The sequence below is a fragment of the Nocardia sp. NPDC057440 genome (assembly GCF_042802915.1).
Taxonomy (GTDB): domain Bacteria; phylum Actinomycetota; class Actinomycetes; order Mycobacteriales; family Mycobacteriaceae; genus Nocardia.
In genome coordinates, this window is sequence record NZ_JBHVDF010000012.1 from 115,984 (window position 1) to 134,924 (window position 18,941).

The window sequence follows — 18,941 nt, forward strand, 5'->3', positions numbered from 1 at the left end:
AGTTACGTGCTAGACGTCAACTTCTTCGATGAACTCCGGATCGGCCTGGCCACCGCCGAAGACATTCGGCAGTGGTCCTTCGGCGAAGTGAAAAAGCCGGAGACCATCAACTACCGCACGCTCAAGCCGGAGAAGGACGGGCTCTTCTGCGAGAAGATCTTCGGTCCGACCCGGGACTGGGAGTGCTACTGCGGCAAGTACAAGCGCGTCCGCTTCAAGGGCATCATCTGTGAGCGCTGTGGCGTCGAGGTGACTCGCGCCAAGGTGCGTCGTGAGCGGATGGGCCACATCGAGCTGGCCGCTCCCGTTACCCACATCTGGTACTTCAAGGGCGTGCCTTCGCGCCTGGGCTACCTGCTCGACCTGGCGCCGAAGGATCTGGAAAAGATCATCTACTTCGCCGCCTACGTGATCGTCGGCGTCGACGACGAGCTGCGCCACAACGAGCTCTCCACTCTCGAAGCCGAGATGGAGGTCGAGAAGAAGGCGGTCGCCGACCAGCGCGACGCCGACCTGGAGGCCCGCGCCCAGAAGCTCGAGGCCGACCTGGCCGAGCTCGAGGCCGAGGGCGCCAAGTCCGACGTCCGCCGCAAGGTCAAGGACGGCGGCGAGCGCGAGATGCGACAGCTGCGCGATCGGTCCCAGCGTGAGCTGGACCGGCTCGAGGAGATCTGGACCACCTTCACCAAGCTGTCGGTCAAGCAGCTCATCGTCGATGAGGTGCTCTACCGTGAGCTGGTCGACCGTTACGGCGAGTACTTCACCGGCGCCATGGGTGCGGAGTCCATCCAGAAGCTGATGGAGAACTTCGACATCAGCGCCGAGGCCGAGAACCTGCGGGAGACCATCCGCAGCGGCAAGGGCCAGAAGAAGCTGCGCGCGCTCAAGCGGCTCAAGGTCGTCGCGGCGTTCCAGACCAACGGCAACTCGCCGATGGGCATGGTGCTCGACGCTGTCCCGGTGATTCCGCCGGAGCTGCGTCCGATGGTTCAGCTCGACGGTGGCCGTTTCGCCACCTCCGACCTGAACGACCTGTACCGCCGCGTGATCAACCGCAACAACCGCCTCAAGCGACTGATCGACCTCGGCGCGCCCGAGATCATCGTCAACAACGAGAAGCGGATGCTGCAGGAGTCCGTCGACGCGCTGTTCGACAACGGCCGTCGCGGCCGTCCGGTCACCGGACCGGGTAACCGCCCGCTGAAGTCCCTGAGCGATCTGCTCAAGGGCAAGCAGGGTCGTTTCCGTCAGAACCTGCTCGGCAAGCGCGTCGACTACTCGGGCCGTTCGGTCATCGTCGTCGGTCCGCAGCTGAAGCTGCATCAGTGTGGTCTGCCCAAGCTGATGGCGCTCGAGCTGTTCAAGCCGTTCGTGATGAAGCGTCTGGTCGACCTGAACCACGCGCAGAACATCAAGTCCGCCAAGCGGATGGTCGAGCGTCAGCGTCCCCAGGTGTGGGATGTCCTCGAAGAGGTCATCGCCGAGCACCCGGTGCTGCTGAACCGTGCGCCCACCCTGCACCGCCTCGGCATCCAGGCGTTCGAGCCGCAGCTCGTCGAGGGTAAGGCGATCCAGCTGCACCCGCTCGTCTGTGAAGCGTTCAACGCCGACTTCGACGGTGACCAGATGGCCGTGCACCTTCCGCTGTCCGCGGAGGCGCAGGCCGAGGCCCGCATCCTGATGCTGTCCTCGAACAACATCCTGTCGCCCGCCTCGGGTCGTCCGCTGGCCATGCCGCGTCTGGACATGGTGACCGGCCTGTACTACCTGACTCGCCTCGTCGATGGCGCGAAGGGTTCCTACCAGCCGGCCTCCAAGAACGCTTCCGAGCAGGGCGTGTACTCCTCGCCTGCCGAGGCGCAGATGGCGGTCGACCGTGATGAGCTGACCGTGCGTTCGCTGATCAAGGTGCGGCTCACCGAGCAGCGTCCGCCGAAGGACATCGAAGCGGAGCAGTTCCCGGAGGGCTGGAACCGCGGTGACGCGTGGCTCGCCGAGACCACGCTGGGCCGGGTGCTGTTCAACGAGTTGCTGCCCGCGGACTACGCGTTCATCAACGAGCAGATGCCGAAGAAGCGTCAGGCGACGATCATCAACGATCTGGCCGAGCGCTACCCGATGATCGTGGTCGCGCAGACCGTCGACAAGCTCAAGGACGCCGGCTTCCACTGGGCCACGCGTTCGGGTGTGACGGTCTCGATGTCCGACGTGCTGGTGCCGCCGGAGAAGGCCGAGATCATGGAGCGCTACGAGGCGCTTGCCGATCAGATCGAGAAGAAATACCAGCGTGGCGCGCTCGATCACACCGAGCGCAACAGCGCCCTGGTCAAGATCTGGCAGGAAGCGACCGAAGAGGTCGGTACGGCGCTGCGTGCGCACTACCCGCCGGACAACCCGATCATCACGATCGTCGAGTCGGGCGCGACCGGTAACTTCACCCAGACTCGTACCCTCGCCGGTATGAAGGGCCTGGTTACCAACCCGAAGGGTGAGTTCATCCCGCGGCCGATCAAGTCCTCCTTCCGTGAGGGCCTGACGGTTCTGGAGTACTTCATCAACACCCACGGTGCCCGTAAGGGTCTGGCCGACACCGCGCTGCGCACCGCCGACTCGGGTTACCTGACCCGTCGTCTGGTGGACGTCTCGCAGGACGTCATCGTGCGTGAGCACGACTGTGGCACCGAGCGCGGCATCATCGTGACGATCGCCGACAAGCAGGCGGACGGCTCGCTGATCCGGGACGCGCACGTGGAGACCTCCGCGTACGCGCGCACCCTGGCATCGGATGCGGTGGACGCCAAGGGCAACCTCGTCATCGCCAAGGGCGCCGACCTCGGCGACCCGGCCATCGAGGCGCTGCTGGAGGCCGGTATCACCGAGGTGAAGGTCCGCTCCGTGCTGACCTGCACCACCGGCACCGGCGTGTGTGCGACCTGCTACGGCCGCTCGATGGCGACCGGCAAGCTCGTCGACATCGGTGAGGCCGTCGGTATCGTCGCCGCGCAGTCCATCGGTGAGCCCGGTACTCAGCTGACCATGCGTACCTTCCACCAGGGTGGTGTCGCGGGCGAGGACATCACCGGTGGTCTGCCGCGTGTCCAGGAGCTGTTCGAGGCCCGTGTGCCCAAGGGCAAGGCTCCGATCGCCGAGGTCTCCGGCCGCGTGCGGATGGAAGACGACGATCGCTTCTACAAGATCACCATCATCCCGGATGACGGTGGCGAAGAGGTTGTCTATGACAAGCTCTCGAAGCGTCAGCGTCTGCGTGTCTTCAAGCACGACGACGGCACCGAGCGTCTGCTCTCGGACGGTGACCACGTCGAGGTCGGCCAGCAGCTGCTGGAAGGCGCGGCGGATCCGCACGAGGTGCTGCGCGTGATGGGCCCCCGTCAGGTGCAGATCCACCTGGTCCACGAGGTCCAGGAGGTCTACCGCTCGCAGGGTGTGTCGATCCACGACAAGCACATCGAGGTCATCGTGCGCCAGATGCTGCGTCGCGTGACGATCATCGATTCCGGTGCCACGGAGTTCCTGCCCGGCTCGCTCACCGAGCGTTCCGAGTTCGAGGCCTCCAACCGTCGCGTCGTCGCCGAGGGCAATGAGCCCGCGGCCGGTCGCCCGGTGCTGATGGGTATCACGAAGGCGTCGCTCGCGACCGATTCGTGGCTGTCGGCGGCATCCTTCCAGGAGACCACTCGAGTCCTGACCGACGCGGCCATCAACTGCCGCTCGGACAAGCTCATCGGCCTCAAGGAAAACGTGATCATCGGCAAGCTGATCCCGGCCGGTACCGGTATCAACCGCTACCGCAACATCACGGTGCAGCCGACCGAAGAAGCCCGTGCCGCGGCGTACGCGGTGCCGTCCTACGACGACACCTACTACAGCCCGGACAGCTTCGGCGCCACCACCGGTGCCGCGGTCCCGCTGGACGATTACGGTTTCAGCGACTACCGGTAATTCGGTAGCCCTGCAACAGCATTCGGCCCCCGCTCCTACTGGAGCGGGGGCCGATGTGCGTTTCGGGACAGTCCCGTCAGCCCAGGAACGGCTGGCTTCGTCCTTCGGTGTGATACGGCGGGCGGAGTCGGACAGTGTGACGAGAAGATCCCGTTCAGCATTAGTTTTCGTGTGTCCATCGCATGGACAACAGCGAACGCCCGAGGTATGAAAGTAGAACACGTTTCAGTTTGAGGGCTGGTGGGAGATTCGATGGACAGCGCGACCATGGGCGATCTGGTGATGGCCGGGTTTCAGAAGCTGGGATTCATTCAGTACACCGGCATCGAAGGTGTGGAGTTCGGTTCTGGACGCAATGTTGTGTCGATCGCGCCGCGCACGGAGCACTTCAACCACAACGGGGATGTGCATGCCGCGGTGTTGTTCGGACTGGCGGAGACGGCGGCGATGGGGGCGTCCATCTCCGGCATCGTTGATCTGATGGGGGAAACGTTCATCGTCGCCAGGGATGGGCGGATCGAATATCTGGCGCGCGCGAAGGGCGCGGCGGGGCCGTTTCTGGCGACCTCTGAGGTATCGGCCGACACCCTCGCGAAGGTCCGCGCGGATATCGCGGCCCGTGTCGCTATCGAACTGGAGGTGCCCGTGCGCATCACCGACAACACCGGAAAAGCCGTCGCCACCGCGGTATTCACCGCTGTTATCAGACCGAAGCGGTCGTAGGCGAGCCATCGGGAGGGTGCGATCGCCGGTGCTGCGGGCGCATCCTCCCGATGCGCGGCTCAGCGCTCGCTGTCGAGCAATGCCATCTGGGCGCTGGCGTAGCGGTCGCCCGCGATTCGATCGGCGGGCACGGCCGCCTCGATGACGGCCAGATCCTCGGCGCTCAGCCGCACGTCCAGTGCGCCGAGGGTTTCGTTCCAGCGCTCGCGGCGGCGCGCGCCGATGACCGGGACGATGTCCTCGCCTCGGGTCAGCGCCCACGCGATGGCCAGCTGTGCCACCGAAATACCCTGTTGCGCGGCGATTTTCGCGAGCCCATCGACCAGTGTCAGGTTCTGGGTGAGATTCTCGCCCTGGAAGCGCGGGCTGTGGGCGCGGAAGTCGTTGGCGGCGAAGGTCGTTTCCCGGCGCACGCTGTCGCTGAGCAGGCCACGGGACAACACGCCGTAAGCGGTGACGCCGATGCCGAGCTCGCGGGCGACGGGCAGGATCTCGGCCTCGATGCCGCGGGAGATCAGCGAATACTCGATCTGCAGATCCGCGATCGGATGCACGGCCGCGGCCCGGCGGATGGTGTCCGCACCGACCTCGGACAGTCCGATGTGGCGGACATACCCGGCCTCGATGAGCTCGGCGATCGCGCCGATGGTGTCCTCGATCGGGACGTTCGGGTCGAGGCGGGCGGGGCGGTAGATGTCGATGTAGTCGACGCCGAGGCGCTGCAGGCTGTAGCTGAGGGAGTTGCGCACCGCGGCGGGGCGGCTGTCGAAGCCGTCCCAGGTGCCGCCTGGACCGCGCAGCGCGCCGAACTTCACGCTGAGCACCACGTCCTCGCGGGGACGCTCGGCGATGGCCTTGCCGATCAGCATCTCGTTGTGGCCTGCGCCGTAGAAGTCGCCGGTGTCGATGAGGTTGGCGCCGGAATCGAGTGCGGCGTGGATGGTCGCGGTCGACTCGGCGTCGTCGGCGGCGCCGTACATGCCGGACATTCCCATCGCACCAAGGCCGATCCGGGCGACGGTCGGTCCGGTGCTGCCGAGCCGGGTGGCGGAGATCTTCGATGTCGTCATGGGACAAGCCTGACGCCCTGGCCGCGACCGCGGCAGAGATCGCTTATCGGGGGAGCGGTGATCCCTGGCTCGCGGTGCCGGGTTCGGGGACAGTGGAGACATGGACCGATCCGAACTGGCCGATTTCCTACGCCGTCGCCGCGAGCAATTGACGCCGGCCGACGTCGGCCTGCCACCGGGCGTCCGGCGTCGCACGCCCGGGCTGCGCCGCGACGAGGTGGCGTTGCTGGCGGGCATGTCCACCGACTACTACACCCGGCTGGAACAGTCGCGAGGTCCGCGACCCTCCACCCAGGTGCTGGCATCGCTGGCGCGAGCATTGCGGTTCAGCAGCGACGAGCGCGATCACCTCTACCACCTCTGCGACCAGGCGCCGCCCGGCGGCGACCTCGGCGACAAGCACGTCGGCCCCGGCCTGCTGCACGTGCTGGCCAAGCTCGACGACACCGCGGCCGCGGTGGTCACCGACCTCGGCGAGGTGCTCGTGCAGAACCGGATGCACCTGCTGCTCGTCGGCGACCACGGAAATCGCCGTGGCATGGATCGGTACTACGCGTGGCGCTGGTTCACCGAGCCGGGGGCGAGGTCCATCTTCCCGGAGGACGACTGGGATCGGCTGGGCCGCAACCATGTTGCCGACCTGCGGGCCACCGCGGCGCGTCGGTCCGGCGATGCCGACGTCATCGAGTACGTGAGCAAACTGCGTGCCGCGAGTGCGGAATTCGAGCGACTCTGGAACGAACACGAAGTGGCGGTGCGGGTCGCCGACACCAAGCGGGTTCTGCATCCCGAGGTCGGCCTGATCGACACCGTCTGCGAAACCTTGCTGACGCCGAACTCGGCCCAGCGCCTGCTCGTCTATTTGCCGCGCCCCGGCACGGATGCCGCCGACAAGCTGGACCTGTTGCGTGTCATCGGAACCCAGACCCTGGTGTCCGACGACATTCACGGCTAGCCATCCGGGATCGACGTCGAAGTAGTCACGCCGGTGACATGCTGGGCGGATGCGGTGACCGGCGGGATTCGAACCCGCGGACGGATCGGAGCAGGACCGCTCGTCTCCCTCACACCGGCAGTCGAGGTTCCTCCGGCTGCCGGTCTGCATTGGGCCGCTCTGCCACGGTCCGCATCCTGCGGGATTGCGCGATCCCGCTAGCGACATCCTAGGAACCGGCCACACCACTTGTAGAGCGATTTTCCGAGCGCGGGTGCGACGAGGCATTGACAGGGCAGTTCGTCGCGCTAATACTGAACTAGATGGTTCAGTATGACTTCCTCGACGAATCGTTCGGAGCGCTCGCGGATCCCACCAGGCGCGGGATTCTGCAGCACCTCGGGCGGGGCCCCGCATCGGTCAGTGAATTGGCGGAGCGCTTCGAGATGACCCTCACCGGCATCAAGAAGCACATCCACCTGCTGGAGGGAGCGGGCATGGTTGTCACGGAGAAGCGCGGACGGGTCAGGTACTGCAGGCTCGGCGCGAATGTCTTCGATCGCGAGCTGGCGTGGATGCAGGAACATCGGCGCATGGTGGAAGCCCGGATGGACCGTCTCGGTGAATTTCTCGAGCGAACGGAGCATGACCCGCAGGAGCGCGACGGAATGCTGCAGTCCGGCATGGAGACCGGGCTCAACGCGAGCTACCGGGCGCTGGACGCGCTGCTCGCCAAGGGTGCGTGAACCGTCCGAAAGACGTTCCTGCGCCGCGCGGTCCAGCCCTGTCTCCTCATCGAGGCCGGGCCGGACTGTCGAACGACGAGATCAGGTGCGCGCAGGGCCGATTCGACGCTTGCGCGGCTTCAGGTGTAGCCCGGGCAGGGGCGGCGCCGGGATCCGCTGCTCGGGTGGGTGGCCCGCGATATCGGCGAACCGCTCGACGTTCCGGTTCTCCCAGTCATTTCGGGCCGCGACGATGTCCTCATGGCTGCGACCCACGAAGTTCCACCACATCACCAGATCCTCGCCGAACGGCTCGCCGCCGATCAGCGCGAAATGCGCGCCGTTGGCGCTGCTGAGCGGCAATTCGGTGCGCTCGGTACCGAGGTACAGCAGGGGGCCGGCACCGACCTCGGCGCCCGCGACGGTGACGTCGCCCTCGATCACCATCACCGCGTATTCGAAGCTGGGTTCGAGTGGAAGGGCGGTCTCGGTGCCCGGCTCGATCCGCACGTCCGCGCCGACGATGGGCGTGTAGGCGACCGCCGGTGACGTGCGATCGCCGAGCGAGCCGATCAGCACAATCGCACGCACGCCGGGCGTCGCGTACACCGGCAGGTCGCGATGCTGCTCGAAGTGCGGTTCGATCCTGGTTCGGTCGCCGGGCAAAGCGATCCACAGTTGCAGCCCGTGCCCCGAGTGCGCGCCCGCGACCTTGTATTCGGAATGCGCGATGCCGCGTCCGGAAGTCATCAGGTTCAGCTGACCCGGCTCGATCTCCACATCGGACCCGACCGAGTCGCGATGCCGGATCCGGCCGTCGAACGGCCAGGTCACTGTCTGCAGGCCGATGTGCGGGTGCGGGTCGATATCGGGGGAGGCCCCCGTCTTGGTGACAGTCGGCGACCCGAAATGATCGAGGAAACACCAGGCCCCGACGGTCGGTAGATCACGTTGCGGCAGTACGCGTTCGACGAAAACGCCGCGCACACCGCCGAGTGGCACCTCGCGCGCGGGGAAGAATTCGGTCACCGGACCCGGACACGGACCCGCCTCGCACAGCGCTTCCTCGGGGTGCGGATCCAGATCGCTCACCGCGTGATGCCCTTGCCGACCACGTGTTCGTCGTACTGCGGGTGCTTCTCGAGGTAGGCCTTGATGAACGGGCACAGTGGCCGGATCACCCGGCCACGCGCGATGACGTCCTCGATGGCCTGCCCGGCGAGAATGCTGCCGAGGCCCTTGCCGGAGAAAGCGCCATCGATCTCGGTGTGGATGAACACCGTCTCGTCGTCGCGCTCCTCGTACTCACTGAAACCGGCGAGTTCGCCACTGTAGAAGACCTCGTAGCGGTTCTTCTCGTCATTGCGGACGACCTTGCTCTCCGGAGCCGATTCGGTCATGTTCGCCTTCTCCTTCCGCGTGCGCACCGGGTGCATGCTCATGATCGACACGCGGTTGAACGCGCTGATCGTCGTCGCGACCCAGATGACGGTGGAAACCTGATCATCCGACAAATGCTTCCGTGCGAGAGCGTACTCACGCTCCATCGTCGGCTGATCCGGCAACGTGGTGGTGAGCTCCGCGAGCGCGAGGGCGGCGCATTCGAATGGAGTGAACAGTTCGGTGCGCCGCCAGGCTGGCAGCACGGCGAGTTCGCGCTCGGTGGCGCCTGCGGCGATCGCGGCACGATGGTGCACGTCCAAGCAGAAGGCGCAGCCGTTGATCTGCGAAACGCGAACGTTGAGCAGCTCGATGAGCCTGCGATCGAGCCCCGCTGCGGCGCCGGCGGCGCGGACCGCGCTCGCGACGGTGTTGAGTGCGCGAAACGCGTCGGGTGTTTGCTTGTCGATCCAGACGCGCTCGTCGTAGCCTCGGGACTCCATGAGTCCGGATAGTAGAGCAGCACGGCGACCTGGTCGGGCTGTGCTCCAGATCGCCCGTGCTGCCCCGGTATTCGAGCTCAGGAGATCTCGTTGAACCGCCGAATCTGGAACGGCTCGGCCAGGATCTCCTCGAGCGCCGCCGCGCCCTGCTTCAGATGCGGTGTCGCGAAATGCTCCGCAAGGGCCGCCGCGTCGACCCACTCCTCGAGCAGCACCATCCGGCTCGGATCGGTCGGGTGCAGGTAGAGCTCGTAGCGCAGGCAGCCCGGCTCGGCGACGGTCGGTGCGACAAGGGCTTCGAGCGTCTCGCGCAGGTCGGCCTCCCGACCCGGCTTCGCGTGGAATCGGACATTGAGCGTCAGCGTGGACACAGGTGTTCTCCTGCTCTGTTGTGCGGGTCGATGGTCGCGGAGGTCACGCCTCGAGTCCCCCGCTGTGGTGCGCGGTGAGAATTGCCGGTCGGATCGCCGCGGTTTTGCCCTCGTACACGTCGATCTTGTAGTCCAGCACGGCTACGGTCTGGCGCAGTTCATCGATCGTGGCGAGTACCTCGGCACGAGTATTGCGGAACATTTCCAGCCGTTGCGGGAACGTGGAGTCGCCTGCCCGGACGAGTTCGGCGTAGCGGACCATATCGGCCACCGACATGCCGGTGGTGCGCAGTCTGCCGATCAGTGCGAGCCACTCCAGGTCGCGGTCGCTGAACCGCCGTTTCCCGGTGTGATCGCGCCCGATGTAGTTCATCAGCCCGATCCGCTCGTACCAGCGCAAGGTGTCACGGCTCAGGCCCGAGCGTTCGGCAGCATCGCCGATCGAGTACCTCGGGTGCTCCCTGTCAGCACTGACAACGCCCTCACGTGCGGTTTCGCTCATTGCACTCGCCCTTCCCATGGAACATCGACGACGCTACTCACCTGGAGTGCACTCCAACCAAGGCTATTCTTCCGGCAATTCGGATCGTCGTCGAACGGGCGATGCGCCGCCGCGGACAGGTCAGTCGCGCTTCGGCAGTTCCTGGATGGCCCACTTGTTGCCGTCTGGATCGGCGAAGAACGTGAACAGGCCCCAGCCCATGTCTTTGACCGGCGACGCTTGCACACCGGCCGCGACCAGCTGCTCGAAGGCCGCTTGGGCGCTGGCGACGACGACCTGCATGCCCTCGACGCTGCCGGGCGCTGCCTCGGTGATGCCCCTGCCGATACAGATCGAACAGCCGGAACCGGGCGGGGTCAGCTGTACGAAACGGATGTCCTCGGTGGGGCTTTCATCGAAGTCGGCATTGAAGCCGATCTTGGTGTAGAAATCCTTGGCCCGGTCGACGTCGGTGACCGGAATGGCGACGAGCTCGATTTTCCAATCCATGGTCCGAGCATCCCACCGAGGCCCGACAAAGTCCGGGATTCGCGCCTACTCTGGGAGCATGCCAGGTAAGGACATCGATCGGGTCAGGGCACGTGCGGCCTGGGCCACGGTCAAGGAAAGCCCGGTGATCACCGCCATCGTGGTGGCGCCGTTCGTCGTCGCGCTCGGTCTCGTCTGGTGGCTGGTCGGCGGGTTCGCCGCCTTCGTGCTGCTCGTCGTGCTCGGCGTTGTCGTTGTTGTCGGCGGCAAGCTGCTGCACTGACATCGAGGCCGATGCCGTCGGGCGTCGGCGACGTGTCCGGGGAGCTGGTCAGCGTGGCACCGAGGAAATCCTCACCGCGGAATATGGAAGCGCACGAGCTCTCCGGTGCCCGGGTCGATGTCCGCCCACGGGCGGTCGAACTCGAGCACCGCGAGTGCCGAGGTGGGGAACTTCCTGCTGAGTTCGACCGCCTGCATCGAGTCGCGGTTGCCCGCCAGCTCCCATGCCGTCCACGGCATTCCGGGCGCGTGCCCGATCACCAGCAAGGTCGAGACAGCGTCGTCGCTGAGCTGGACCAGTTCGATGAGAGTCCGTGGCGAGGCTTCGTAGATGCCGGATTCATAGACGACCGGCGCGTCGATCCCGGTGGCGGCCAGTGTTTCCCGGGTGCGTGCCGCGGTCGAGCACCGCACGGCATCGATCGGCGGCTGAGTGTCGCGCAACCATTGCCCCGCCAAGCCCGCTTCGCGTTGTCCGCGCGGCGCGAGCGGGCGTTCGTGGTCGGCGACACCGTCCGGATAGGCCGATTTGCCGTGCCGCATGAGGATCAGAGTCCGCACCATAGGGATACCGTAGGGCCTCCGGTCGAGAGGTATGAACCACACTCGAGGCAAACTGAAAGCGGCGTCACAACGCGGCGCCCTGCGGGACACACCCGCGGGTCCACTGTCGTCACGCTTCTGCCCACCTTCAACCCTTGGGTGGCCTACAGCCCACGCACATTTTCGAGGATCTGCACACTATGGCCTACGTAATCACGCAGCGTTGTTGCAACGACGCCAGCTGCGTCTCCGAGTGCCCGGTCGATTGCATTCGTCCCACACCGGATCAGCCGGAGTTCGCGACGACCGAGATGCTCTACATCGACCCTGACACTTGTATCGATTGCGGTGCCTGTGTCGACGCGTGCCCGGTGGAGGCCATCTTCCCTGAAGATGATCTGACTGCGTCGCTAGCCAGGTATCGCGATATCAATGCCGCGTACTTCCAACGGCACCCGCTCGAATCGAACTTCGATCCGATCGTGACGCCTGCGCGGCCGCCGAAGGACCTCGGCACCCTGCGGGTCGCGATCGTCGGCGCCGGACCCGCGGCCTGCTATGCGGCCGACGAGCTGCTGCGCCGGGCCGACGTGGAGGTCGAGATGTTCGACCGGCTACCGACGCCGTGGGGTCTGGTGCGCGCGGGTGTCGCCCCCGACCATCCCGGCACCAAAACCGTCTCGGGCCTGTTCGAGTCCGCGTTCCGGCGGGAGACGTTGCAGTACTACCTCAATGTCGAGGTCGGCACCCACATCACGCACGAGGAACTGCTGGCCCACCACCACGCCGTCATTTACGCTGTCGGCGCTGCCACCGACCGCCACATGGGCGTGCCGGGTGAGAACCTGCCGGGCAGTCACTCCGCGACCGAGTTCGTCGCCTGGTACAACGGCCACCCCGACTACGCGGACCGCGAGTTCGACCTCTCCGGCGAGCGAGCGGTGATCGTCGGCAACGGCAATGTCGCCCTCGATGTCGCGCGCGTGCTGACCGTCGATCCGGACGAGCTCGCCAAGACCGACATCGCCGACTACGCCCTCGACGCGCTGCGCCGCAGCAATATTCGCGAAGTGGTCGTGCTCGGCAGACGTGGCCCGCTGCAAGCGGCGTACACCTCGTCGGAATTCCTGGCGCTGACCCACCTGAAGGGTGTGGACATCGTCGTCGACGAGGCCGATCTCGCACTCGACCCGGGCAGTCAGGCACTGCTGGACGACCCGAAGATCGAGCCGTCGCTGCGGCTCAAGTACACCTTGGCGAAGGAATACGCCGTGGGCCGGCGCGATCCGGCCAACAGGCGGATCGTGTTCCGCTACCTGGGCTCGCCGACCGCGCTCACCGGCGCCGAGCACGTCGAGACGGTCGAATTCGTGCACAACGAATTGGTCGACGAGGGCGGCCAATTGGTGGCGCGGGCGACCGAGCGCACCGACAGCGTGGACGCCTCGCTGGTGCTGCGATCCATCGGCTACAAGGGCGAACCGATCAAGGACCTGCCCTTCGACGAGCGGCGCGCGGTGGTGCCCAATGAGCACGGACGAGTGCTCGGCGACAACGGCGTCCCGATCCCGGGCGTGTACGTCAGCGGCTGGATCAAGCGTGGTCCGCGCGGCGTGATCGGCTCGAACCGGATCGACTCGGAGGAGACCGTCGAGCAGCTGATCGCCGACTTCACCGCCGGCAAACTCGGTGTGCCGCAGGCCGATCGAGCCGCGCTGAAGGCGCTGGTCAGCGAGCGTCAGGCCGACTTGGTCGACCGGCAGGGCTGGAAGGCGATCGATCTGGCGGAGAAGTCGGCGGGCAAGGCTTCCGGCCGCCCTCGGGTCAAGTTCACCACCCGCGAGGATCTGATCAAGGCCGCACGCGGCTGAGGAAACAACGCCGGTCGGGTTTGCCGCGATCCGACCGGCCTTCTCGACACCGCAACAGCAGCGCGGCGGCGGGGGAGCCTCAGGCAGGCAGCGGCATGATGCGCACCACCGTGGTGGTGGTGCCGCCGACGACGAACCACAGCCGCAGCACCGGATGACCGGACCGGTCACCCGGCTCATAGCGGCTGCGCACTGTCACATGCTGGCGCGCGAGTACCGGCGCCACGTACTCGATCACCGCGCGGTGCGGCGCGGCGACCAGCTTGGGGTACTCGGCGAGGTACTGCTCCACCGCCTGCCAGTAACAGGCGTTGTTGACGTGGTTGTACTGGTCGATATCAGTGGCGCGCACCGGGAACGGCATGTCCGTATCCGACTCCGCCGGTGTGGTGTCGGTGAGATACGGCCGCCAGCGCAGCCGATGCTCGGTGGTGGTCTGCGCCAGGTAGGCCAGGCCGTCATCGCTGATCCGGGCCGGCATGTTGTTCGACTCACTGATATTGATCCAGAAGCCCTCTGACTCGATCAACCCACCGTTCGAGCTGGTCACCCGCACCCGCATGTTCGTCCACCTGGTCGACATGCTCGAACACCACCGCAGCAGCTGCACCCTGTCCGGCCAGAGAATCGGCCGAATCACGTCGATGACGGTGCGCCGGACGATCCAGTTCGGATCGGTCCGGTTGAGGAAGGTCTGCTCCAGCTCTTCGCCCGCGATGTCCTGCAGATAGCGGGCGACCGCATCGAATCGCAAGCGGTTGTACGGATCGACATCGCCAGCCCGGATGGGCCACGCCGAAGCAAACCCCATGCCCTCCTGGGGAAGCGGGGCGAGTGGCTGTTCGAGTGACACTGGTGCTCCTCGCGCTGCACGTTGTGCCGCGTTCTCGTGCGTTGCTTGTTCTGAGATGACTTTACGGGTCGTACGTCACACCCTCGCGGCGAGTCGCCCGTACTCCCGCATATGACGTCTCATCAGGCAAAATAGGGACTATGACCGACTCCGACCTCCCCGGGAAACTCGGCAGACCCGCCGAACGAGCCCTCGCCGCGGCCGGAATCCAGCGCCTGTCCGACCTCACCGCGTGGACCGAACGCGACGTGGCCGCCCTGCACGGTGTCGGGCCCACCGCCATCGTCAAGCTCCGCGCCGCCCTCGCCGCGAACAATCTGACCTTCGGCCACCCAGGTGGCACGGTCGGTCAGTAACCCTGATAGGCCCCACCGCTGTTGACGGCTGCCACACCGGGAACATTGGACAGCGAGCCGTACCGGTCGATCGCGTATCGCGTACCGGCGATGATGTTGTCGACCGGGTCGTAGATATCGTCGTGGCCGGGCGCTTTGTATGCGTTGAACGTGCTGTCGATCGTCTGCATCAGCCCCTTCGAGGGGTGACCGGCTGCCGCATTGCTGTCCCAGTTGTTGACGATCTGCGGATTGCCGCCGGACTCGTGCTGGATGATCATCGCGAGCGCGCGCTCATCGATCTGATCGGGGCTGTAGCCCATCGCGATCAGCTTCTCTTTGGCCTTCTTGATCCATTCGGCGACATCGCCGGACGGCATCGGCCCGGTCGCGGAGCCGGAACTGACCGGGGAGCCGGAACTCGGGCTGCCGGTAGCGGGCGTTCCCGAGGACGAATGGGAGTTGCCGCTGCTGTTGTGATTGCCGCCGGTCGCATAGTTGGGCTTGTTCGAGGAGACAGGTGTCGCGGTATTGGTCGCGGCCGGTGTGGTCGGCGTCGGCGCGGGTGCGGTACCGGATTTCGGTTCGCCGAGGGCGTCGTAGGCGGCCTGGAGACTCCCCACAGCCTGGGCGACCTGCGTTTTCGCCTGTTCCGCAACGCTTTCCGCCTGCTGCAGCGCGTTGGTGATGTCGACCTGCCAGGTTGCCGCGTCCCGCAGAATTCGCAAGGACTCGTCCACCCGCTGCTGGCCGTTCATCAGTGCGCAGACCTTGGCGATCCGGTCGTCGGCAGTGACGGCCCCATTGGGCTCGACCTTGAAACCGGGTATGGGTTCCGCGCCCTGCTGGGTGGAACTCGGTGCGGTGGCGAGGTCGCGCAGCTGCAGCACCTTGGTTTTGGCGTTCTTCAGGTTGTCCACCTGCGAGGTGAACGCGGTATGGAGGCCCTGTAGCGCGGTGCTGACGGCGCCTGCCCGCGTCTTTTCGATGTCCATCCGCGCGTTCGCCGCGGTGGCTGCGGCGCCGGACCAGGTCAGCGCACGGGTCTTGTCGGAGCCGCCCTTGACCGCGGCGTCGAGCTGGGTCGCCATTCCGTCGGCGTGATTGCCCGCGGTGGTCAGCTGGTCGGGCTCCCACTTCTCTACATCAGGAATGGTCAGCGTCATGACACCTGCAGCCCGATGGTGCGGAGTTTCGCGGCGAAGTCGTCTTCGGTCAGCTCGTACGCGCCCGCCGCATTGTGCATGTTATCCGCGACGGTCGTGAGACGTTCGCCGATTCGCTGCAGGCAACGGTTGACCACATCGGTTGCCTGCTGCACAGTGCCGCCGAACTCGGTGCCCGGCAACGCATTGCTCGCGACGCCGAAGCCCGCCCCCTCGTTGAACTTCTGAATGGCGCCCGCTTCGGCGCCCAGGTTCGACGCGAACGATTTCAGCGTTTCCGGATTGACCTGCATAGGAAATCCCCCTTCCCGCCCGACCATAAGTCGCGGCCAGCATAGCAAAATGCGATCCTGCGGACAGGTGCACCGAAGCGGGTAAAGGGTGCTGCCCATTATGTTGGTCACAGCGTCGCCGGCGAGTTCCGCGTCGGCGAGTGGACAGAGAGGTCGGCACATGCGCGCAGCCCAGATCAGCAAGTTGGAGGGGCCCGAAGCGATCGAGATCGTGGAGATCCCGGAGCCCGCGGCATATCCGGGGGGCGTGGTCATCGACGTGCACGCGGCCGGGGTGGCTTTCCCCGATGTCCTGATGACGCGTGGGCTGTACCAGATGAAGCCGGAGCTGCCGTTCGTCGTCGGTGGCGAGGTGGCGGGCATTGTTCGTGAGGCGCCGGAGGGCGCGCACGTCAAGGCGGGCGATCGTGTGGTGGCGCTGACGCTGCTCGGCAACGCTATGGCCGAGGTCGCTGTCGCGCCCGCGCAGATGGTGTTCCGCCTGCCCGGCAATGTGTCGCTGGAGGCCGGGGCAGGCATTCTGTTCAACGACCTGACCGTGCACTTCTGCCTGCGCAACCGCGGCAGGCTCGCCGAAGGCGAGACCGTCCTCGTGCACGGCGCCGCGGGCGGCATCGGTACCTCGACGCTGCGCATGGCCGTCGCGCTCGGCGCGGGCCGGGTGATCGCGGTGGTCAGCACCGAGGAGAAGGCGGCGGTGGCCCGCGCCAACGGCGCCACCGATGCGGTGCTGACCGAGGGCTGGCTCGCCGCGGTCAAGGAACTGACCGGCGGCCGCGGTGTGGACATCGTGCTCGATCCGGTGGGCGGCGACCGTTTCACCGACAGCATCCGATCGCTGGCCTCGGCAGGCCGCCTGCTGGTTGTCGGCTTCACGGCCGGGGAAATCCCGACGGTCAAGGTGAATCGGCTGCTGCTCAAGAACGTCGAGGTGACCGGCGCGGCCTGGGGCGAATGGGTGATGACGCATCCCGGTTACCTGACCGAGCAGTGGGCCGAGGTCGAACCGCTGCTGGCCTCCGGCGAGATCGCGCCGCCGGACCCGGTGCTGTACCCGCTGGAGCAGGCCGCCGCGGCGGTCACGTCGCTGGACAACCGCACCGCCACCGGCAAAGTCGTCGTCACGGTGCGCTGAGGCTGTCGGTGCGGCGACGTACCCTGAGCGAGTCATGAAGCCGGCCCACCCGCCGCTCGACCACCACCTCTCATAGAATCGCGGCACGATGCTGTCCAATCGGGTATTGAACCGGACCCTGCTCGCCCGCCAGCATCTGCTGGAACGCTCGTCGCTGCCCGTGCCCGAGATGTGTGATCACCTCGTCGGGCTGCAGGCCCAGGACTCGACGCCGCCGTTCGTCGGATTGTGGAGCCGCATAGCGGATTTCGATCCGGCGACGGTGTCGACAGGGCTCGAGGACCGCTCGCTGGTTCGCATCACGTTGATGCGCGGCACGATTCACCTGGTCACGCCGCCGGATGCCTTGCGTATCGCACCGCACGTGCAGCCCGAGCTCGAAAAGATCCCGTTCCGTAAGGGATTCAACTACGGCGCGATGGTCGGACTCGATCCCGAGGAAGTTCGCGCGCGTGGCGAGCGGGTGCTCGGGGACCAGCCGATGTCGGCGGCGGACATGCGCGCACAGGCGGCCGAGCTGTGGCCCGATCGGGACGCGGGCGCGGTCGTGCAGACCTGGCTCTATCAGCTGCCGGTGCTGCAGACTCCGCCGCGCGGGAAGTGGAAGGACAACAGCAGACCGGTCTGGTCCCGGGTCGAGCCGTGGCTCGGCGCGCCACTGGATCCGACGTATCCGTTGGCGGAGTTGATTTTCCGGTACCTGCGCGCTTTCGGTCCCGCCAGCACCATGGACATGCAGACCTGGTCGAAACTGACGGGCATGAAGAAAGCGGTCGAGCAGCTGGGCGACAGGTTGCGCACCTACACCGACGAGCGCGGCCGCACCCTCTATGACGTCGCCGACGGTGAACTGGCCGACGCCGAGCTGCCCGCCCCGGTGCGCCTGCTCGGCTGGTACGACAATGCGATTCTCTCGCACCAGGATCGCAGCAGGATCGTGGCCGACGGCCCGGTGCCATTGCGCGCGTTTGCCACCGCGGTTTCGCCGGTGTTGCTCGACGGCTACCTTTCCGGGTTCTACAAGATCTTCCCGGAGAAGGGCGTTGCCCGCCTGCGCATCACCCCGACCAGGAAGTGGTCGGCGGCGGAGAGCCGGGCTGTCGAGGCCGAATCGCATGCGCTGCTCGCGTTCTTGGAGGCCGACAAGCAGCCGCGCGTCGAAATCCTCGAGGTGGATGCCGACCTGCGCCCCTGATCGGCGCTCCCGCGACCCGGCAGTCGGCTATCGCTCGTGGGCGTCGCGGTAGGCGGGAGCCTTGGTGGTGCCGGTGGGGGTCAGGGTGCGCAGCAGCGGCAGTGTGCGGCGCCGGATCACTGTCGACAACACGATGACGCTGTGTGAGCGCACCACCGAGCTGGTCCGATCGATGCTCAGCAACACCGATTGCAGGCCGGCGTGCGAGTCGGCGCCGATCCGGCACAGCACATCGCCGGATCCGGTAGTCGCGTAGGCCTCGAGCACGCCGGGGATCGCGTCGAGCTCGGCGGCGACGGTGTCGAGCGCACCTTGCGCGATCTCCAGCGTGACGAAGGCCTCGACATCGAAACCCGCAGCGGTGACGTCGATTTGCGGGTCGTAGGAGGCGATGACCCCGGATTCCTCCATCCTGCCGATCCTGGATTGGACGGTGGCCCGTGCGACCCGGGTGCGGCGCGACAGTTCGAGGATTCCCGCCTTCTGATATTCGTGCATCGCGGTCAGGATGGCGAGATCGAGTTCGTCGAGTTTTGCCGGCGTGTGCGACATGTCGGCCTCCGTTCGTGGCGCGGGCTGTGCTCGGTGATGCTATTCAAATTGTCCAGCATCTTGTGGGTCTTGCTAGCCGA

The 18,941-nt window shown here is 66.2% G+C and carries 19 protein-coding genes, 1 tRNA gene and 2 pseudogenes; 9 read left to right on the top strand and 13 right to left on the bottom strand.

Translation table 11 applies throughout. The features are described 5' to 3' along the window. The first annotated feature begins 6 nt into the window (after positions 1 to 6). The gene (locus ACFU4Z_RS24300; RefSeq protein ID WP_379066753.1) at positions 7 to 3,960 is read left to right on the top strand and encodes a DNA-directed RNA polymerase subunit beta'; all 3,954 of its coding nucleotides are present in this window, start codon (positions 7 to 9) and stop codon (positions 3,958 to 3,960) included. 252 nt (positions 3,961 to 4,212) lie between these two features. Beyond that, entirely contained in the window at positions 4,213 to 4,683 is a 471-nt protein-coding gene (locus tag ACFU4Z_RS24305; RefSeq protein ID WP_379066755.1) for a PaaI family thioesterase, read from the top strand. A 59-nt stretch (positions 4,684 to 4,742) separates the two neighbouring features. Here the strand turns inward: ACFU4Z_RS24305 and ACFU4Z_RS24310 are convergent, their stop codons facing one another. Next, positions 4,743 to 5,753, bottom strand: coding sequence for an aldo/keto reductase (locus ACFU4Z_RS24310; RefSeq protein WP_379066757.1), 1,011 nt, complete (start codon positions 5,751 to 5,753; stop codon positions 4,743 to 4,745). A 100-nt stretch (positions 5,754 to 5,853) separates the two neighbouring features. On the opposite strand from ACFU4Z_RS24310, the gene ACFU4Z_RS24315 reads away from it, so the two are divergent. After that, positions 5,854 to 6,708, top strand: coding sequence for a helix-turn-helix transcriptional regulator (locus ACFU4Z_RS24315; protein ID WP_379066759.1), 855 nt, complete (start codon positions 5,854 to 5,856; stop codon positions 6,706 to 6,708). A gap of 52 nt (positions 6,709 to 6,760) precedes the next feature. Here the strand turns inward: ACFU4Z_RS24315 and ACFU4Z_RS24320 are convergent. After that, positions 6,761 to 6,879 (bottom strand) — tRNA-OTHER (locus ACFU4Z_RS24320). A 131-nt stretch (positions 6,880 to 7,010) separates the two neighbouring features. Here ACFU4Z_RS24320 and ACFU4Z_RS24325 point away from each other — a divergent pair. Next, positions 7,011 to 7,331 (top strand): annotated as a pseudogene (locus ACFU4Z_RS24325) (ArsR/SmtB family transcription factor); the annotation flags it as partial. A gap of 183 nt (positions 7,332 to 7,514) precedes the next feature. On the opposite strand, the gene ACFU4Z_RS24330 reads toward ACFU4Z_RS24325, so the two are convergent. The 6 genes and pseudogenes from ACFU4Z_RS24330 to ACFU4Z_RS24355 form a co-directional block, all read right to left on the bottom strand. Further along, entirely contained in the window at positions 7,515 to 8,504 is a 990-nt protein-coding gene (locus ACFU4Z_RS24330; RefSeq protein WP_379066761.1) for a pirin family protein, read from the bottom strand. Continuing rightward, entirely contained in the window at positions 8,501 to 8,848 is a 348-nt protein-coding gene (locus ACFU4Z_RS24335; RefSeq protein ID WP_379066907.1) for a GNAT family N-acetyltransferase, read from the bottom strand. Before ACFU4Z_RS24335 ends, ACFU4Z_RS24330 begins: the two co-directional genes overlap by 4 nt. Next, positions 8,825 to 9,295, bottom strand: a pseudogene (locus ACFU4Z_RS24340) (carboxymuconolactone decarboxylase family protein); the annotation flags it as partial. The gene ACFU4Z_RS24335 and the pseudogene ACFU4Z_RS24340, both read right to left, overlap by 24 nt. 77 nt (positions 9,296 to 9,372) lie before the next feature. Further along, positions 9,373 to 9,666, bottom strand: coding sequence for a putative quinol monooxygenase (locus tag ACFU4Z_RS24345; RefSeq protein WP_379066763.1), 294 nt, complete (start codon positions 9,664 to 9,666; stop codon positions 9,373 to 9,375). Positions 9,667 to 9,709: 43 nt separating this feature from the next. Further along, the gene (locus ACFU4Z_RS24350) at positions 9,710 to 10,168 is read right to left on the bottom strand and encodes a MerR family transcriptional regulator (protein ID WP_379066765.1); all 459 of its coding nucleotides are present in this window, start codon (positions 10,166 to 10,168) and stop codon (positions 9,710 to 9,712) included. Positions 10,169 to 10,288: 120 nt separating this feature from the next. Further along, on the bottom strand, positions 10,289 to 10,657 hold the full coding sequence (locus ACFU4Z_RS24355; protein ID WP_379066767.1) for a VOC family protein: 369 nt from the start codon (positions 10,655 to 10,657) through the stop codon (positions 10,289 to 10,291). Between the two features lie 58 nt (positions 10,658 to 10,715). Between ACFU4Z_RS24355 and ACFU4Z_RS24360 the strand changes: the two genes are divergently transcribed. After that, positions 10,716 to 10,919, top strand: coding sequence for a hypothetical protein (locus ACFU4Z_RS24360; RefSeq protein ID WP_379066769.1), 204 nt, complete (start codon positions 10,716 to 10,718; stop codon positions 10,917 to 10,919). Positions 10,920 to 10,990: 71 nt separating this feature from the next. On the opposite strand, the gene ACFU4Z_RS24365 is transcribed toward ACFU4Z_RS24360, so the two are convergent. Continuing rightward, a complete protein-coding gene (locus ACFU4Z_RS24365; protein ID WP_379066771.1) occupies positions 10,991 to 11,482 on the bottom strand; it encodes a SixA phosphatase family protein in 492 nt (163 codons plus the stop codon). Between the two features lie 179 nt (positions 11,483 to 11,661). Here ACFU4Z_RS24365 and ACFU4Z_RS24370 point away from each other — a divergent pair, with 179 nt between their 5' ends. Then, positions 11,662 to 13,332: an FAD-dependent oxidoreductase gene (locus ACFU4Z_RS24370; protein ID WP_379066773.1), complete on the top strand. Its 1,671-nt coding sequence runs from the start codon at positions 11,662 to 11,664 to the stop codon at positions 13,330 to 13,332. 79 nt (positions 13,333 to 13,411) lie between these two features. On the opposite strand, the gene ACFU4Z_RS24375 is transcribed toward ACFU4Z_RS24370, so the two are convergent. Then, a complete protein-coding gene (locus ACFU4Z_RS24375) occupies positions 13,412 to 14,185 on the bottom strand; it encodes an acyl-[acyl-carrier-protein] thioesterase (RefSeq protein ID WP_379066775.1) in 774 nt (257 codons plus the stop codon). 140 nt (positions 14,186 to 14,325) lie between these two features. Between ACFU4Z_RS24375 and ACFU4Z_RS24380 the strand changes: the two genes are divergently transcribed. After that, positions 14,326 to 14,541, top strand: coding sequence for a hypothetical protein (locus ACFU4Z_RS24380; RefSeq protein WP_379066777.1), 216 nt, complete (start codon positions 14,326 to 14,328; stop codon positions 14,539 to 14,541). Here the strand turns inward: ACFU4Z_RS24380 and ACFU4Z_RS24385 are convergent. Then, positions 14,535 to 15,686: a transglycosylase SLT domain-containing protein gene (locus ACFU4Z_RS24385; protein WP_379066779.1), complete on the bottom strand. Its 1,152-nt coding sequence runs from the start codon at positions 15,684 to 15,686 to the stop codon at positions 14,535 to 14,537. The two genes, ACFU4Z_RS24380 and ACFU4Z_RS24385, sit on opposite strands and share 7 nt — an antisense overlap. Continuing rightward, positions 15,683 to 15,979, bottom strand: coding sequence for a type VII secretion target (locus ACFU4Z_RS24390; protein WP_379066781.1), 297 nt, complete (start codon positions 15,977 to 15,979; stop codon positions 15,683 to 15,685). The genes ACFU4Z_RS24385 and ACFU4Z_RS24390 overlap by 4 nt, the downstream gene beginning before the upstream one ends. A gap of 160 nt (positions 15,980 to 16,139) precedes the next feature. Here ACFU4Z_RS24390 and ACFU4Z_RS24395 point away from each other — a divergent pair, with 160 nt between their 5' ends. Together ACFU4Z_RS24395 and ACFU4Z_RS24400 are read left to right on the top strand one after the other, a co-directional pair. Then, entirely contained in the window at positions 16,140 to 17,114 is a 975-nt protein-coding gene (locus ACFU4Z_RS24395) for an NADPH:quinone oxidoreductase family protein (protein ID WP_379066784.1), read from the top strand. Positions 17,115 to 17,202: 88 nt separating this feature from the next. Then, entirely contained in the window at positions 17,203 to 18,309 is a 1,107-nt protein-coding gene (locus ACFU4Z_RS24400) for a winged helix DNA-binding domain-containing protein (protein WP_379066786.1), read from the top strand. A 27-nt stretch (positions 18,310 to 18,336) separates the two neighbouring features. On the opposite strand, the gene ACFU4Z_RS24405 is transcribed toward ACFU4Z_RS24400, so the two are convergent. Continuing rightward, positions 18,337 to 18,861: an Lrp/AsnC family transcriptional regulator gene (locus ACFU4Z_RS24405; RefSeq protein WP_379066788.1), complete on the bottom strand. Its 525-nt coding sequence runs from the start codon at positions 18,859 to 18,861 to the stop codon at positions 18,337 to 18,339. Between the last annotated feature and the right edge of the window lie 80 nt (positions 18,862 to 18,941).

What these genes read in the sequence shown, in the direction of transcription:
- ACFU4Z_RS24305 (WP_379066755.1), top strand. Translation starts at nt 4,213, where the DNA reads ATGGACAGCGCGACCATGGGCGATCTGGTGATGGCCGGGTTTCAGAAG.
- ACFU4Z_RS24310 (WP_379066757.1), bottom strand. Translation starts at nt 5,753, where the DNA reads ATGACGACATCGAAGATCTCCGCCACCCGGCTCGGCAGCACCGGACCG.
- ACFU4Z_RS24315 (WP_379066759.1), top strand. Translation starts at nt 5,854, where the DNA reads ATGGACCGATCCGAACTGGCCGATTTCCTACGCCGTCGCCGCGAGCAA.
- ACFU4Z_RS24335 (WP_379066907.1), bottom strand. Translation starts at nt 8,848, where the DNA reads ATGCACCCGGTGCGCACGCGGAAGGAGAAGGCGAACATGACCGAATCG.
- ACFU4Z_RS24350 (WP_379066765.1), bottom strand. Translation starts at nt 10,168, where the DNA reads ATGAGCGAAACCGCACGTGAGGGCGTTGTCAGTGCTGACAGGGAGCAC.
- ACFU4Z_RS24355 (WP_379066767.1), bottom strand. Translation starts at nt 10,657, where the DNA reads ATGGATTGGAAAATCGAGCTCGTCGCCATTCCGGTCACCGACGTCGAC.
- ACFU4Z_RS24360 (WP_379066769.1), top strand. Translation starts at nt 10,716, where the DNA reads ATGCCAGGTAAGGACATCGATCGGGTCAGGGCACGTGCGGCCTGGGCC.
- ACFU4Z_RS24365 (WP_379066771.1), bottom strand. Translation starts at nt 11,482, where the DNA reads ATGGTGCGGACTCTGATCCTCATGCGGCACGGCAAATCGGCCTATCCG.
- ACFU4Z_RS24370 (WP_379066773.1), top strand. Translation starts at nt 11,662, where the DNA reads ATGGCCTACGTAATCACGCAGCGTTGTTGCAACGACGCCAGCTGCGTC.
- ACFU4Z_RS24380 (WP_379066777.1), top strand. Translation starts at nt 14,326, where the DNA reads ATGACCGACTCCGACCTCCCCGGGAAACTCGGCAGACCCGCCGAACGA.
- ACFU4Z_RS24385 (WP_379066779.1), bottom strand. Translation starts at nt 15,686, where the DNA reads ATGACGCTGACCATTCCTGATGTAGAGAAGTGGGAGCCCGACCAGCTG.
- ACFU4Z_RS24390 (WP_379066781.1), bottom strand. Translation starts at nt 15,979, where the DNA reads ATGCAGGTCAATCCGGAAACGCTGAAATCGTTCGCGTCGAACCTGGGC.
- ACFU4Z_RS24395 (WP_379066784.1), top strand. Translation starts at nt 16,140, where the DNA reads ATGCGCGCAGCCCAGATCAGCAAGTTGGAGGGGCCCGAAGCGATCGAG.
- ACFU4Z_RS24400 (WP_379066786.1), top strand. Translation starts at nt 17,203, where the DNA reads ATGCTGTCCAATCGGGTATTGAACCGGACCCTGCTCGCCCGCCAGCAT.
- ACFU4Z_RS24405 (WP_379066788.1), bottom strand. Translation starts at nt 18,861, where the DNA reads ATGTCGCACACGCCGGCAAAACTCGACGAACTCGATCTCGCCATCCTG.